The following is a 13,951-nucleotide window of genomic DNA, read 5'->3' as shown; positions in this document are numbered from 1 at the left end:
TTACCGGAGAATGAGATGCGTACGATGGAAATGGTGGATGCCGCGCCCACAAGAGAACAGGCTCCAAACGTGTTGCGACTGGTGTCCGCCGCAACGGTCGGCAATGCCTTGGAGTGGTTCGACATACTGATTTATGGATTCTTCGCGATCTCGATTTCAAAGGCTTTCTTTCCGGCGTCGAGTAGCGGGGTCTCCCTTCTTCTGACGTTCGGGACGTTCGCGATCTCGTATTTGGCCAGGCCGATCGGCGCGCTCGTGCTGGGTTCGTATGCGGATCGCCGCGGTCGCAAGGCATCGATGATGGTGTCGATTGTGACGATGATGATCGGCACGACGACGATCGCACTGACGCCGAGTTACGCGTCGATCGGCGTGATCGCACCGATTCTGGTCATCTGCGCTCGACTGCTTCAGGGCTTTTCCGCGGGCGGCGAGTTCGGCAGTACCACTGCATTTCTGGTGGAACAGTGTCCCGAACGCAAGGGATTGTTCGCCAGCTTCCAGTTCGCGAGTCAGGGATTGAGCTATATGCTCGCGGCCGGTTTCGGCGTTCTCCTGACCTTGACGCTCGATGCAGACGCCATCGACGCATGGGGCTGGCGCATACCGTTTCTCTTTGGCGTGTTGATCGGCCCCGTCGGCCTGTACCTGCGAAAGCACGTGCATGAGGCCGACGGCGCAACGCGTGAAAAGCGCGAATCGTTCCCGGTAAGGGAAGTGTTCGTCAACCAGAAAGCCAGGATGTTGTTGGCGATCGGTACGCTCGTCCTTTCCACCGGCGCCAGCTACGTCATTCTTTACATTCCGACCTACGCGGTACGTGAGCTTCATCTGCCCGCCAGTTTCGGCTTCATCGCAACGACGTTGACCGGCGCCATCCTGACGTTCGTGACGCCGTTCGTCGGCTATCTGTCGGACGGGATCGGCCGCGTCAGGCTGATGATCTGGGCCGGGATGGCATTCATTCTGACCATTTATCCGGTTTTCAAATTGCTTGGCGCACATCCCGATCTGGGAAGGCTCATTGCGATGATGGCCTGGATCGGGACGCTGAAGGCGGTCTATTTCGGCGCGCTGCCGGCGCTGATGGCGGAAGTATTTCCGACAGAAACCCGAGCGACGGGCATGGCCATCAGCTACAACATCGGCGTCACGCTTTTTGGCGGTTTCGCGCCGCTGATCGTCGCATCGTTGATCCATCAGACAGGCAATTTGGCATCGCCGGCGCTTTACCTGATGTTGCTCGGCGTGCTGAGCTTGATGGCGTTGCGCGGCTGTCGATCAATGTTGAATCTCCGATAAGGCGGCGCATCGAGAGAATCCCGCACAGTCGAGCGATTGCTTCGTCGGGTGCGGTCCGAGACTGTTTCGACGACATGCGAGGAGAGATCGGGATGAGTGCAAGGAAACTGGACACGGTATCGTCGGTCGCGTCGACGTGGAATTGGCTGTTGCCGCCTTCGGAGCGGGCCCGCGTGTGTGTCGTCATTGATCCGAGCCTCGGCGTTGCCGCGGTTTTGGCGACCGTAGCGTGCTTCACGGCGATGCCGGAAGTCGCGCTTCTCCAGATTGACGATCCCGTCGATGCGCACCGTGCATGGAGCGCGTCGCTCATGCCGGGTAACGGTCCCGATGCGGCGAAGACGAGCGCGGAGTGCCGATCGGGTCGATTGCCGCGAGGCGTGCCGTTGCTGGTGTGGTCGACACGCCCGCAGGACCTCGACTGGGTCGGCGGCATCGAAGGGAACAGGGTGAGTGCGCTCGTTACTTTCGACGGCGACGATGTCGAAATACAGGTATCTCGTCTTCTCACGCTTGTTCTGAAGGAGTTGAAGCATGCGATCGCCGAGAACATGTTGATCTATTAATACGATCAAAATGGTCTTGCTTCGGCATGCGGCCTTCCGGATTTCATCGAGTCATTTCAATGCCGGAGAGCGGGCGCGATGCACCGCCTGCGATAGCCGACCGCACGGCAATTGGTCGAAAAAGTCGCGCATCAGGACCGACGGCGCGGGAATCCGCCGTCTGGCGCCGCGACCGCACGCCAGGCTGACCGTCCGATTACCGTTTTGTCATCTACGCCGTTCGGGCCTGCACGGAGCGAAGCCGTGTCGCCGTTTCCGGGTAACATCGCCGGATGTCCCCACGAATGCGACGGAGCCGCCATGCGCATCCTGATAGTCGAAGACGAACCGAAGACGGGCGCGTACCTGAAGAAGGGGCTCGAGGAATCGGGCTTCAGTGTCGATCTCGCGAAGGACGGCGCTGAAGGGCTGATGCTCGCGCAGGAAGAGCGTTACGACGTGATCGTGCTCGACGTGATGCTGCCCGTGCTCGACGGCTGGGGCGTGCTCAAGCGGCTGCGCGAAACGCACACGACGCCGGTGCTGTTCCTGACCGCGCGCGACGACGTGCAGGACCGCGTGCACGGCCTCGAACTCGGCGCCGACGACTACCTCGTGAAGCCGTTCGCGTTCGTCGAACTGCTCGCCCGCATCCGCACGCTCGCGCGTCGCGGGCCGCCGCGCGAGACCGAACACCTGGTGGTCGGCGATCTGGAAATCGACGTGGTGCGCCGCCGCGTGAAGCGCGGCGCCACGCGGATCGACCTGACGCCGCGCGAATTCTCGCTGCTGCAGCTGCTCGCGCGCCGGCAGGGCGAGGTGCTGAGCCGCACGCAGATCGCGTCGTACGTGTGGGACATGAATTTCGACAGTGACACCAACGTCGTCGAGGTCGCGATCCGGCGCCTGCGCGCGAAGATCGACGATGCGTTCCCGGTCAAGCTGATCCATACCGTGCGCGGCGTGGGCTACGTGCTCGAACCGAAGGACGACGCATGACGCGCCCGCGCTCGCTTGCGGCGACGCTCGCGCTCGCGTTCGCCGCAACCACGCTCGCCGCGTTCGCGCTCGTCGGCGCATACGTGTATGCGGGCCTCGAGCGACAGGTCAACACGCAGGACGATCTGGACATCGTGCTGGCCGCGCGTCACACGCGCCGGCTCGCGGGCGAACTCGAGTCGCTCGACGCGGTTCGCGCGCACGCGGAGCGGCTCACGAGCCAGGTGCTGGGCAACGAGGCGCTGTCGATGGTCGTCGTCGATGCGCAGGGCGACGTGCTCGCGCGCCACAACGTCCGGCTCGCGGCGCTCGACGACGCGCCTGCGGCCGCATCCGTTCCGCTGGCGGACGCGCAGCTGTTCGCGCCGCACGCGGTGCCGGTTCCGTCGAACGACCGGATCACGGCCGACCGGCTCGTCACATGGACCACCGGCGGCGGCACGCCGATGCGCGGCGTCCTGATCGAGGCCGCACTCGGCGACCGCACGCCGATCCGCATCGCGATCGCGCGCAACATGCACGACCGGGCCGATCTGCTCGAAGGCTACCGCGACCGGCTCAAGCTTGCCGGCGCGCTCGGCGCGCTGTTCGCGCTGCTGCTCGGGTACTGGCTGATTCGCCAGGCGCTCGCGCCGCTGCGCGAGATCGTCGACGACACCGGCCGGATCACGGTCGACAAGCTCGACACGCGGCTCGATGCGTCGCGCGCGCCGCCCGAACTGCGCGCGCTCGTCGATGCGCAGAACGCGATGCTCGGCCGCCTGCAGCAGGCGTTCGCGCATCTGTCGCAATTCAGCGCCGATCTCGCGCACGACTTGCGCACGCCGCTGAACAACATGCGCGGCGCGACCGAAGTCGCGCTCGCGCGACCGCGTTCGGTCGACGAGTACCAGACGCTGCTCGAATCGAATCTCGAGGAATACGACCGTCTCGCGCGGATGATCGAGAACGTGCTGTTTCTCGCGCGCGCCGAGCACCCGAGCTTCGTCACGCGGCAGCGCGCATTCGACGTGCGCGAGGAACTCGAGCGCATCGCCGAGTATTTCGAGGGGCTCGCCGACGAAGCGGGCTCGACGCTGCGCGTCGACGGGCACGGGCAACTGACCGCCGACGTCGAGCTGTTTCGTCGCGCGGTGGGCAACCTGCTCGCGAACGCGCTGCGTTACACGCCGGCCGGTGGCGTCATCACGCTCGCTGTCGACGAAACGCCGGACGCGGTGCGCGTCGTCGTCGCTAATCCGGGCGAGCCGATCGATCCCGCGCTGCTGCCGCGGATCTTCGACCGGTTCGTGCGCGGCGACCCCGCGCGCAGCGGCGGTGTGCCGGGCGGCACGGCCGGGCTCGGCCTTGCGATCGTGCGCTCGGTGATGGAACTCCACGGCGGCACCGCGCAGGTCGAAAGCGACGCGCGCGACACGCGGTTCGTGCTCACGTTCAACCGGCCGCCGGCAGCGTGACGGCGGGTTCGACACAAAGATTGAGATGCTCCTTCTCGGGCACCACGCAAAACGAGGCTCGCCTCATGGCATGCTCACGCCGTGAACCCGCGACCAGTGAGCCAACGAGCACGCCCGAAACATGATGGCGCGCTCTTGTTCATTCAGCGGCGATGGATCGGCGCAGCGGCGCTGCAGCCGGGGTACGTCGAGCAAGCCGGCGATGCGGTCGGCGTCCGTAGCCAGTATTTCGCGGGTGTGCTGGCGCAATGCCTCGCCGTTGCCTTGATCCTTGGGTAAGGCCGATTTCCTGCGCAGGCGCACGGCTTCCGGCAACGCACCGCGCGACGCTTCGCGCAACATGGCCTTTTCCACGCCATCACGTAGCGCCAGTTCGGCCGGAATGGTGGCAGCCAGGTCCAGAACTTCGGTATCGCTGAAGGGGATGCGCGCTTCCAGTCCATGTGCCATCCCATGGATATCGCCGTTATGCAACAGCCGCTGCAACCAACGATGGCGCACCAGCCATTGCGTGGCGCGCAGACGTGAGGCGGGCGTATGCCAATCGTGTCCGGCGGCGATCGCCAGTTGGCGATAGACCTCGCCGTAGTGTTGCAACGGTTGCGCCAGCAGGCCGGGCCGTAGATAGGGATCGGCGGTCAAGCGTTGCAGGATATGGGTCGGGTCACGGGTGGCGTGCGGGTCGAGCAAGAAGTGATAGCCGTAGTGCGTTTCATCGGCGGCATCGCCGACCAATACCGCCTTGAGGCGCGTGCTGGCGGCTCGCGCCAGGTAATGTTGCGCCAGCTCCTGTTCCCACGCGGGCAGTGCATCGTTCTGCGTGGCCAATTGCAGCAGATCCTGGGCGAGTGTCGAGCGCGTCGGTGTGACGTCTTCACGTGGCAAACCCAATTCATCGGCGGCCTGCTCGGCGAAAGGTTGATCGTCGGAAGCCACGATCAGCGAACGCGCGTAGTCGTAGCGATGGTGATCTTCAAAGCGAATGGTGAAGCAGGGCGGTGTCGCACCTGCCGCTCGCGCTAGGCCGCCGATCAGCGTGGAGTCGAGGCCACCGCTGAAAAACAGGCCGACCGGTGTATCGGCGATCAAGCTGCGCTGGACGGCTGCGGCGAGGCGCTCGCGCAGCGCGGGAGCGATATCGTCGGCCCGGGTGGCCGGGTTTTCGGCAATCTCCGGCGCCCAGCGCGACAGCTGCAAGCCATCGCGATCCACGCGCAGCAGATGCCCGGGCGGCAGGTACGCCATGCCTTCGAACATGGGTTGCGCCACGCCGCTGAAGAACGGCGCCACCAGGTATTCCAGCACGGCGTCGATATTCGCACGCGGCGCTTGCATCGCGGGCAGCAGTCCTTTGGCCTCCGACGCAAACAGGAATTCCGGCCCCTGTTGCAGGTAAACGAACGGCTTGACGCCCAGCCGGTCGCGCGCGGCAAAGGCGCGTTGACGATGGGTGTCCCACACCAGGAACGCGAACATGCCGTTGAAGCGCCGAAGACACACTTCGCCCCAAACCGCATACGCGGCTAGCACCACCTCGGTGTCGGTGTTCGTACGGAACGACCAGTGCGCGCTCAGTTCGCGGCGAAGCTCAGCGTAGTTGTAGATTTCACCGTTGTAGACCAGCACGTAACGATGGTCGGCACTGCACATCGGCTGCGCGCCATGCTCGGCGTCGAGTAGCGCCAAACGGTCGTGAGCAAGCACGGCGTGTTGGTCATGCCATAAGCCCCGGCCGTCCGGCCCACGATGCCGTTGTCGCTCGCGCATGGCGAGCACCCGCTCGACCTGTGCGGGTGCCTGGCCGTCGTAGCGAATCAGCCCAGCCAAGCCGCACATCAGACGGTCGCGCCCGGTTGAACGGGGGCGAGCAACAGCGTGGTCCATCGCTGTTGCCGTTCGAAGTTTCTGCTAACGGTCACCACAGATACGGCTAATGGGAAAACTCGTGGTAGTGCCGTCAGCAAAGGCTGAGAGCGACGTTCTTTTTGTGTCTGCACGCGTTGCGCTCATGCAAAAAACGGGGGACGTATGCGCGAAGATTTTGCTAATGCGCCTTCAAGCGCTTGCAATGTCGGATTGGGTTCATGAGCGGCGTAATGAGGAAAGCTACTCGTGACAAAAGCATAGCGTGCACGTAACGGATGATCAACAAATTGGTGCGTGCACAACAATATAACCATCATCCGAAGCCCGGTGGGGCGACTCTAGTGGTTGTTTACCCTAGGGTCTGTTTACATATGGAACGCGCATGCGTTGCCACGAGAACGGCCGCTCGCGAGGCGCGCGACGCCGCGAATACTGACGTATTCGCAAGGGGCGCAACGCGGCGAGCGGCCGTTCTCGTGGCAACCCCAAATTAAAAAATCATTCCACGGGAATGCCCGAAATCGCCCGTATGGCGGCGTCGCTCGTCGCTTGTTTGGCTCGGCCAAACGGCGCTCCTCACTCCTTGCCCTACGAGCGATTTCGGGCATTCGCATGCGCGTTCCATATGTAAACAGACCCTAGACAGCATCGCAAGTGCGCCGCGAAAGGATTTTTGCGGGCATAGCGCGCGGCACGCGTTCCTTGCAGGTTCAACCAGCCGCCGGCGGCGTGACGGCGGGTTCGGGTTGCGCGGCCCCGGCGTGTTCCATCACGCCGGTGTTCGATTCCGCACCAGAGCCTGCGTTCGCCCCTGTCTGCCAGCCACCACCCAATGCCTTCAGCAACCCGACTTCCGCCTCGATCCGCCGCGCGTCGATCTGATCGGCCGTGCGCCGGTTCGTCAGCGCGATCGTCTGCGCGGTCACCACGTCCAGATAGCTGACGGCGCCCGCATTGAAGCGATTCGTCGTCAGCCGCAGCGACAGGTCGGCCGCGTCGGTCGCGCGTTGCTGGCTGCCGGCTTCGGATGCGAGCGCACCGATCGCGGACAACTGATCCTCGACCTGCTGGAACGCGACGAGCACGGTTTGCCGGTAATCGGCGACCGCGCCGTCGTATTGCGCATGCGCGCCGCGCAGCGACGCGCTGCGGCGGCCGCCGTCGAACAGCGTGCCGGCGAGTTGCGGGCCGAGCGACCAGAACAGGCTCGGCGCGGCGAGCCACGGCGCGAAGAACGAACTCTCGAGGCCGGCGCTCGCCGACAGCACCAGATCGGGAAAGAACGCGGCGCGCGCCTCGCCGATCTGCGCGTTCGCGGCCGCGACACGGCGCTCGGCCGCCGCGATGTCGGGCCGCCGCTCGAGCAATTGCGACGGCACGCCGGCCGGAATGGCCGGCACGTGGAACGCCTGCACGCGCGGCGGCAGCGCGAACGTCGATGCGCTCTCGCCGACGAGCGTCGCGATCGCGTGCTGCAACTGCGCACGCGACGCGTCGATGTCGGTGTCCTGCGTGCGCGTCGATTCGAGCTGCGTGTCGGCTTGCGCAACCGCCGACGCGTCGATCGCACCGGCCGCGAGTTGCTGCTTGAGCAGCGTCAGCGCGTCCGCGTACGCGTGCACCGTGTCATCGAGCAACTGCTTCTGCGTGTCGAGCGAGCGCAGCGCGAAATAGTCGGTCGCGAGTTCGGCCGTGACCGACAGCTTCACGGCCTGCAGGTCGGCCGCGCTCGCGGCGGCATTCGCCTGCGCGCCGGTCACCGCGTCGCGCACGCGGCCGAATACGTCCGGTTCCCAGCTCGCGGCCACGCCGGCCTGGTAGTCGGGCGTCGTCTTGCCGGCGAGCGACGAACCGAGCCGGTTCTGCGACACGCGCGAGCGGCTTTGCGCGACGCCCGCCGTGATCGTCGGCAGGAACCCGGCGTGCTGATAGTCGACCATCGCGCGTGCCTGCTGCAGGTCGGCGACGGCTTTCTTCACCGTCTGGTTCGACACGTCGACGCGGGCTTCGAGCGTGTTCAGGTCGGCGTCGCCGAACACGGTCCACCACGCGCCGCGCGCGGCGGCGTCCGCGGGCATCGCGACGTGCCAGCCGGCTTGCGCGGCCGGTGCGGCCGGCGCGCCCGCGTAGTGCGCGGGCACCGCGACGGCGGGCGGCGAATAGGGCGGCAGCGTCGAGCAGGCGGTCAATGTGGCGACGGCGCCGAGCGCGACGATGCGGCGAGCGAACGGGAGCGGATGAAGAAGGCGCATGGCAGGCATCTCGTGGGTGGTCGTCGATGGGTTAGCCGCGGGCGGGCGCCGGAGCGGGCGTTGAAGCAGCGCGTGCGACGCCGGCCGCGCGCAGCGGCGGCACGTCGCGCGCACCGGTCGCGGACGCCGGTTGCGCGGCCTGCGCGGACGAAGCAGCCGAAGCAGCCGAAGCCGCAACCGGCGCCGCATCGCGCGAAGTCGCCACGATCTTCACGGCTTCCCCGGCCGTGATCGCATCGCCGGGGTTATCGATCACGCGATCGGTCGCCGCGAGCCCCGCGACGATCTCCACGCGCGTGCCGAAATCGCGCCCGATCCGCACGGTCTTCAGCGCGGTGCGTCCGTTCGCGCCGACGGTGGCGACCGTCACGCCGTTCGGGCGGAACAGCAGCGCACTGACCGGCAGGTCGAGCGCCGGCGCCGCGCTCGGCAAGACGAGATGCGCCTGCGCATACGCACCGGGCATCAGCGTGCCGTCGCGGTTGTCGACGTCGATCTCGACGCGCAGCGTGCGCGTGACGGGATCGATCGCGCCCGCGCTGCGCGCGACACGCGCGGCAACGCGCCGCCCCGGATACTGCGGCGTCGTCAGGTAGACCGGCGTGCCGGTCGATACGCCGGCCGCGCTGTCCTGCGGCACGTCGACGAACACGCGCAGCGTGTCCGTCTGTTCGAGATGGAACAGTTCGCCCGACAGGCCGGGGCTGCCGGGCGTGCCGCCCGCGGTGACCAGCGTGCCGACGTCGACGTTGCGTGCGGTGATCACGCCGTCGAACGGCGCGGTGACGGACTCGTACGACACGAGTTCGGCAAGGTGCGCGACGTTCGCCTGCGCGGACGCGAGCATCGCGCGCTTCGCGTTCATGTCCGCGACCTTCGTGTCGGTGTCCTGCTGCGACACCGACTGCGTTTTCAGCATGTCCTGCCAGCGCTGCGCGGTCGATTTCGCATAGTCGTAGTTCGCCTGCGCGCTCGCTTCGTCGGCGCGCGCCTGGCGCAGCTGCGCGTCGAGATCGGGCGCCGAGATCTGCGCGAGCGTCTGGCCGGCCTTCACGTGCGTGCCGAGATCGACGCTCCAGTGTGCGATATAGCCGCTCGTGCGCGCATAGATCGATGCGTCCGCATAGGGCGCGACCGAGCCGGGCAACGTCAGCGTCTGGTCGGCCGGCGCCGCGCCGGGCACGACGATGGACACCGGCAGCGCCTGCTCCACGGCCACCTGCGCACGTTGCGCGGCGCGTGCGTCGATACGCGGCACGATGCCGAGCGCGAGCAGCGCGGCGGCGAGCGCGACGGCCGCGAGCGGCACGGCCAGCTTGCGGCGGCCGCGGGCCGGCGGGGTGTCGGGGGCGCCGCCGCGGGCGGCGGGCGGTACGGCTGCGGCCGCGGTGGCCGCTTCGGCGGCGGGCGGCGGGGCGACGGGTTCGATCGAGTCGTTCATGATGGGTCCGGGGTCGGGCGAATCGATGGATAGGAAAGGTGGGGCGCCTGCGCTCAACGCAGCGCCGGCGTATCGGGTGCGTGCTGCGCGCGCCGGGCGGCGGCGTCGCGACGCCGCGCGAGCCACGCGTGGACGAAGCCGAACAGCACCGGCACGAACAGCAGCGTCGACACCGTGCCGAACGCGAGGCCGCCGATCACCGCGCGGCCGAGCGGCGCGTTCTGCTCGCCGCCGTCGCCGAGGCCGAGCGCCATCGGCAACATGCCGATCAGCATCGCGAGCGCGGTCATCACGACGGGCCGGAAGCGGCTGAAGCCGGCGTCGAGCGCGGCCTGCCACGGCGATGCGCTGCCCGCGAGCAGCTCGCGCGCCGTATTCACGACGAGGATGCTGTTCGCGGTCGCGATGCCGATGCACAGGATCGTGCCGGTCAGCGCGGGCACCGACAACGTGGTGCGCGTGACGAACAGCATCCACGCGATACCGGCGAGCGACGCCGGCAGCCCGCCGACGATCACGAGCGGATCGAGCCACGACTGGAAGTTCACGACCATCAGCAGGTAGACCAGCGAGATCGCGAGCGCGAGGCCGCCGAGCAGGCCCGCGAACGATTCGTGCATCGCCTGCACCTGGCCGCGCAGCACGATCGACGAGCCGGGCGGCAGTTGCGCGCGCGCGGCGTCGACGAGCGTCGTCACGTCGGCCGTGACGCCGCCGAGGTCGCGCCCCTGCACCGACGCGAAGATGTCGAGCACGGGTTGCACGTTGTAGTGCGACACCACGGCCTGCTGCGTCGCGCGCGAGAACGTGCCGAGCGAGCCGAGCAGGTTCTGCGCGGGCACGCCCGCGGCCGGGCCGCCGGCCGGCGTCTGCGGCGAGCGGGCGGTGCCGGCGGGCAGCGGCACGTTCGCGAGCGACTGCAGCGAATTCACCGTGTATTGCGGCGTCTGCACGAGCACCGGGTAGCTGACGCCGTTGCGCGGATCGAGCCAGAAGTTCGGCGTCGTCTGCGAGCTGCCGGACAGTGCGATCAGCAGGTTCTGCGCGACGTCGCGCTGTTCGAGGCCGGCCTGGATCGCCTTCGTGCGATCGACGTTCACGTTGATCGCCGGTTCGTCGCCGGGCTGCTGGATGCGCGCGTCGACGAGCCCGCGCACGCCGCGCAGCTTCGCGAGCAGCGCGTTCGCGACCGCCCGGTTCTGGTCGAGCTTGTTGCCGACGATCTGGATGTCGATCGGCGCGGGCAGCCCGAAATTGAGGATCTGGCTGACGATGTCGGCCGGCAGGAACGCGAACGTCACGCCGGGGAACGATTGCGCGAGCACGTTGCGCAGCTTCGCGACGTACGCGGCGGTCGACGCGTGATTCGGCTTCAGCGTGACGAGCACGTCGGCGTCCTCGGTGCCGATCGGGTCCGACGAGTCGTACGTGAGGTTGATCCCGCTCACCGGCACGCCGATGTTGTCGAGCACGCCGGCGAGTTGGTTCGCCGGAATCACGCCGCGGATCTTTGCTTCGACCTGGTCGGTCAGCCGCGCGGTTTCCTCGATCCGCGTGCCGGTCGGCGCGCGCAGGTGCAGGCGGATCTCGCCGGTGTCGACCGACGGGAAGAAGTCCTGCCCGGCGAACGCATAGAGGCCGGTCGATGCGACGCAGGCGAGCAGGAACGCGGCCGCGAAGCGGCGGCGATGTGCGATCGCCGCCGACAGCAGCGCGCGATAGCGCAGCCGCACGGCCTCGAAGCGATGCTCGAACGCGGCCTGGAAACGTGCGATGTGCGCGAATACGCCGCGCGGCGGCCGGCCGCTGCCTTTGGCGCGCATCAGCGCCATCGCGAGCGTCGGCACCAGCGTGCGCGAGAAGAAGTACGACGCGATCATCGCGAAGATCACGGCTTCGGCGAGCGGCACGAACAGATAGCGCGCGACGCCGGTCAGCAGGAACATCGGTACGAACACGATGCAGATCGACAGCGTCGACACGAAGGTCGGCACCGCGATTTCGCCCGCGCCGGTCAGAATGGCCTCCTCGAGCGGCGCGCCGAGCTCGAGATGATGCGTGATGTTCTCGATCGCGACGGTCGCGTCGTCGACGAGGATCCCGACCGCGAGCGCGAGCCCGCCGAGCGTCATGATGTTGATGGTCTGGCCGAGCACGGACAGCGCGAGCAGCGACGTGAGCACCGCGAGCGGGATCGTGATCGCGATGATCAGCGTCGCGCGCCAGCTGCCGAGGAACAGCAGGATCATCAGCGCGGTCAGGCACGCGGCGATCAGCGCCTCGCGCACGACGCCCTGGACCGCCGCCTTCACGAACACGGACTGATCGTCGAGCGGCGAAATGTGCAGCGCCTTCGGCAGCCCGGCCGCGATCTTCGGCAGCATCGTCTTCACCTGGTCGATGATCGTCAGCGTCGACGTGCTGCCGGTCTTCTCGACCGTCAGCAGCGCCGCGCGCTTGCCGTCCGCCCGTACGATGTTGGTCTGCGGCGCGTAGCCGTCGCGAACGTGCGCGACGTCGCGCACATAGACGACATTACCGCCGATCGTCTTCACCGGCAGGTCGTTCAGCGCGGCGACCGTCTGCGTGCTGCCGTTCATCTGCACGTTGTATTCGTGCGTGCCGATCTTCGCGGTGCCGCCCGGCAGGATCAGGTTCTGCGCGTTGATCGCGTTGACGACGTCGATCGGCGCGAGTCCCTTCGCCTGCAGCGCGCGCGTATCGAGATCGACGACGATCTGGCGAATCTTGCCGCCGAACGGCAGCGGCACGGCCGCGCCCTGGACGGTCGCGAGCTGCGTGCGGATGAAGCTGTTGCCGAGGTCGTACAGCTGCTGCTCGGGGAGCGTGTCGCTCGACAGGCCGAGCTGCAGGATCGGCACGGTCGACGCGTTGTACGTGATGATGTTCGGCGGCAGCGTGCCGGGCGGCAGGATGCGCAGGATCGACGCGGCGTTGCTCGCGGCTTCCGCGATCGCGCGATTGATGTCGGCGCCCGGATGGAAGAAGATCTTCACGACCGACACGCCGTTCAGCGACTGCGACTCGATGTGCTCGATGTCGTCGACGTCGGACGTGAGCGCGCGTTCGTAGTTCGACGTGATGCGCTTGGCCATGTCCTCGGCGGAGAAGCCGTTGTACGACCAGACGATGCTGACGACCGGAATGTCGATGCTCGGGAAAATGTCCGTCGGCGTGCGCAGCAGCGCGAGCGGCCCCGCGATGAAGATCAGCAGTGCGAGTACGACGAACGTGTAGGGCCTGCGTAACGCCAGCCGGACGATCCACATGATGGTGCTCCTCGAAGCAGGGCTTGGATGCGCATTCGATGCGACGAGCATGCAGTCTGCCGGCGCGGCGTTGACCCGACCCTGACTCGAAGATTACGAAACCGTTATCTGTGCGGGCGGCGGCATCGGCCGTGCGGCGGGCGGCGCAGCGCGATGCGGGCTGGCCGACCCTCGCCGCCGACGGCGGTGCGCCGCTTCATCCCTATAATGTCCGGCGGCAAACTTTCGCTCGTTCGCGTATCTCGCTGATTTCAGGAGCCAGACCGATGTCGTTGCGCACCGATGCAAACTTCTTCCTCCTTCTTGCCGACTCGTATCGCCGGCTCGTGAACGGCCCGCTCGTGCCCGACGGCATGAGCGCATCCGACGGCGCCGCGTGGCTGTACGAGACGGCGCCGTTCGGCATCCTTGCGCACGACACGTCGGCCGACCCGGTGTTCGTGTACGGCAACCAGCGCGCGCAGGCGATCTTCGAATACGACTGGGATGAACTGACGGCGTTGCCGTCCCGTCTGTCGGCGGAGCCGATGGAGCGCCACGAGCGCCAGGTGTTTCTCGACAAGGTGATGCGCGATGGCTTCGTGTCCGAGTACCGCGGCGTGCGGGTGACGAAGTCCGGCAAGCGGTTCCGGATCGAGCGCGCGACCGTGTGGCAGCTCATGGACGCAGACGGAATCGTGCACGGGCAGGCCGCGATGATTCCGGAAGTACGGCCGCTCGACGCGTCCGCGTGAACTCGACGATCGATTGGCATAGGCGTCGCGTGGCGGGCCCGCACCGTGTCCGGCGAACCGGGCCG

Annotated in this window: 9 protein-coding genes; 5 read left to right on the top strand and 4 right to left on the bottom strand. The window is 67.1% G+C overall.

Features of this window, described 5'->3' with window-relative positions; all coding sequences use genetic code 11:
* Positions 1-15: 15 nt before the first annotated feature.
* The 4 genes from GJG85_RS34500 to GJG85_RS34485 all read left to right on the top strand — a co-directional run bounded on the left by GJG85_RS34500 (position 16) and on the right by GJG85_RS34485 (position 4,303).
* A complete protein-coding gene (locus GJG85_RS34500; RefSeq protein ID WP_050014213.1) occupies positions 16-1,302 on the top strand; it encodes an MFS transporter in 1,287 nt (428 codons plus the stop codon).
* Between the two features lie 92 nt (positions 1,303-1,394).
* Positions 1,395-1,868, top strand: a complete 474-nt coding sequence (locus tag GJG85_RS34495; RefSeq protein WP_124631900.1) for a hypothetical protein — start codon at positions 1,395-1,397, stop codon at positions 1,866-1,868.
* 300 nt (positions 1,869-2,168) lie between these two features.
* Entirely contained in the window at positions 2,169-2,846 is a 678-nt protein-coding gene (locus GJG85_RS34490) for a heavy metal response regulator transcription factor (protein ID WP_050014215.1), read from the top strand.
* A complete protein-coding gene (locus GJG85_RS34485) occupies positions 2,843-4,303 on the top strand; it encodes a heavy metal sensor histidine kinase (RefSeq protein WP_204384627.1) in 1,461 nt (486 codons plus the stop codon). The genes GJG85_RS34490 and GJG85_RS34485 overlap by 4 nt, the downstream gene beginning before the upstream one ends.
* Positions 4,304-4,366: 63 nt before the next feature.
* Here GJG85_RS34485 and asnB read toward each other — a convergent pair whose 3' ends face one another.
* From asnB to GJG85_RS34465, 4 genes are all read right to left on the bottom strand, one after another.
* Complete coding sequence (gene asnB, locus GJG85_RS34480) at positions 4,367-6,187, bottom strand: asparagine synthase (glutamine-hydrolyzing) (RefSeq protein ID WP_124557418.1); 1,821 nt, start codon at positions 6,185-6,187, stop codon at positions 4,367-4,369.
* A 692-nt stretch (positions 6,188-6,879) separates the two neighbouring features.
* Positions 6,880-8,421 carry an efflux transporter outer membrane subunit gene (locus GJG85_RS34475; protein WP_204384625.1) on the bottom strand — a complete coding sequence of 514 codons (1,542 nt, stop codon included), beginning with the start codon at positions 8,419-8,421 and terminating at the stop codon, positions 6,880-6,882.
* A gap of 31 nt (positions 8,422-8,452) precedes the next feature.
* Positions 8,453-9,862: an efflux RND transporter periplasmic adaptor subunit gene (locus GJG85_RS34470; protein WP_204384623.1), complete on the bottom strand. Its 1,410-nt coding sequence runs from the start codon at positions 9,860-9,862 to the stop codon at positions 8,453-8,455.
* Between the two features lie 53 nt (positions 9,863-9,915).
* Positions 9,916-13,152 carry an efflux RND transporter permease subunit gene (locus tag GJG85_RS34465; protein ID WP_204384621.1) on the bottom strand — a complete coding sequence of 1,079 codons (3,237 nt, stop codon included), beginning with the start codon at positions 13,150-13,152 and terminating at the stop codon, positions 9,916-9,918.
* A gap of 266 nt (positions 13,153-13,418) precedes the next feature.
* Between GJG85_RS34465 and GJG85_RS34460 the strand changes: the two genes are divergently transcribed.
* Positions 13,419-13,886: an MEKHLA domain-containing protein gene (locus GJG85_RS34460; RefSeq protein WP_089490276.1), complete on the top strand. Its 468-nt coding sequence runs from the start codon at positions 13,419-13,421 to the stop codon at positions 13,884-13,886.
* The last annotated feature ends 65 nt before the right edge of the window (positions 13,887-13,951 follow it).

Origin of the sequence: Burkholderia sp. MS389 (assembly GCF_016899425.1) — a bacterium.
Taxonomy (GTDB): domain Bacteria; phylum Pseudomonadota; class Gammaproteobacteria; order Burkholderiales; family Burkholderiaceae; genus Burkholderia; species Burkholderia sola.
The sequence above is the reverse complement of the archived record's forward strand: the minus strand, read 5'-3'. Positions and strand labels throughout refer to the sequence as shown.

What these genes read in the sequence shown, in the direction of transcription:
- GJG85_RS34500 (WP_050014213.1), top strand. Translation starts at nt 16, where the DNA reads ATGCGTACGATGGAAATGGTGGATGCCGCGCCCACAAGAGAACAGGCT.
- GJG85_RS34495 (WP_124631900.1), top strand. Translation starts at nt 1,395, where the DNA reads ATGAGTGCAAGGAAACTGGACACGGTATCGTCGGTCGCGTCGACGTGG.
- GJG85_RS34490 (WP_050014215.1), top strand. Translation starts at nt 2,169, where the DNA reads ATGCGCATCCTGATAGTCGAAGACGAACCGAAGACGGGCGCGTACCTG.
- GJG85_RS34485 (WP_204384627.1), top strand. Translation starts at nt 2,843, where the DNA reads ATGACGCGCCCGCGCTCGCTTGCGGCGACGCTCGCGCTCGCGTTCGCC.
- asnB (WP_124557418.1), bottom strand. Translation starts at nt 6,187, where the DNA reads ATGGACCACGCTGTTGCTCGCCCCCGTTCAACCGGGCGCGACCGTCTG.
- GJG85_RS34475 (WP_204384625.1), bottom strand. Translation starts at nt 8,421, where the DNA reads ATGCGCCTTCTTCATCCGCTCCCGTTCGCTCGCCGCATCGTCGCGCTC.
- GJG85_RS34470 (WP_204384623.1), bottom strand. Translation starts at nt 9,862, where the DNA reads ATGAACGACTCGATCGAACCCGTCGCCCCGCCGCCCGCCGCCGAAGCG.
- GJG85_RS34465 (WP_204384621.1), bottom strand. Translation starts at nt 13,152, where the DNA reads ATGTGGATCGTCCGGCTGGCGTTACGCAGGCCCTACACGTTCGTCGTA.
- GJG85_RS34460 (WP_089490276.1), top strand. Translation starts at nt 13,419, where the DNA reads ATGTCGTTGCGCACCGATGCAAACTTCTTCCTCCTTCTTGCCGACTCG.